We start from the raw sequence: 541 nt of genomic DNA on the forward strand, positions 1-541 counted from the left end.
GCGACCGCATCAAGTAGAGGGCCAGACCGCCGATGGTCGCCCTCTGGTCAGCCATCAAGGGGGCATGAACACGACTTACATCGTCATGGGTGTGGGCGCTCTTATTGTTCTCTTGCTGGTCGTGATGCTGATGAAAGGGGGTAAGTAATGCCTTTTCTACTCCCTGTCGTGTTTTTGGGTGGCGGCATTGTGGGCTTTCAGCTCTCTGAGGGCTCAAGCAAGCTCGTAATGATGTTGGTGCTCTTGGTTGTGGGCTATGCGCTTCTTAAGGGGGGCTTATGATTCCGATGCTAGGTGGTGGCCTTACCAATAGCGGCACCATGCCTATTAGTGGCGGTCAAGCTGGCCCCTCTACGGCTACGAGTACCAATAACAGCGGCCAAAGCATTGGCTCTATCAACATGGGAAGCCCTCAAGGGGTAAGCCCTTGGTTGATTGGCGCGGTTGTGGTGATTTTGGCTTTTCTGGTGCTGCGTAAGAAATGATTGTCTGTGTCACTGAGAGCCCCGAAGCGCTTGCCCGATTGAAGGTGGCCTTTCGC

At 54.3% G+C, this 541-nt stretch carries 2 protein-coding genes; both read left to right on the forward strand.

What is annotated here, in order from left to right; all coding sequences use genetic code 11:
* The first annotated feature begins 147 nt into the window (after nucleotides 1-147).
* On the forward strand, nucleotides 148-282 hold the full coding sequence (locus OH458_RS21990) for a hypothetical protein (protein WP_263280378.1): 135 nt from the start codon (nucleotides 148-150) through the stop codon (nucleotides 280-282).
* A complete protein-coding gene (locus tag OH458_RS21995) occupies nucleotides 279-485 on the forward strand; it encodes a hypothetical protein (RefSeq protein WP_005475929.1) in 207 nt (68 codons plus the stop codon). The genes OH458_RS21990 and OH458_RS21995 overlap by 4 nt, the downstream gene beginning before the upstream one ends.
* Nucleotides 486-541 lie beyond the last annotated feature (56 nt).

The organism is Vibrio sp. MarTm2 (assembly GCF_027587055.1).
GTDB lineage: Bacteria > Pseudomonadota > Gammaproteobacteria > Enterobacterales > Vibrionaceae > Vibrio > Vibrio sinaloensis_D.

Excerpts from the sequence above, each read along its gene's own strand:
- OH458_RS21990 (WP_263280378.1), top strand. The coding sequence starts at position 148 with ATGCCTTTTCTACTCCCTGTCGTGTTTTTGGGTGGCGGCATTGTGGGC.
- OH458_RS21995 (WP_005475929.1), top strand. The coding sequence starts at position 279 with ATGATTCCGATGCTAGGTGGTGGCCTTACCAATAGCGGCACCATGCCT.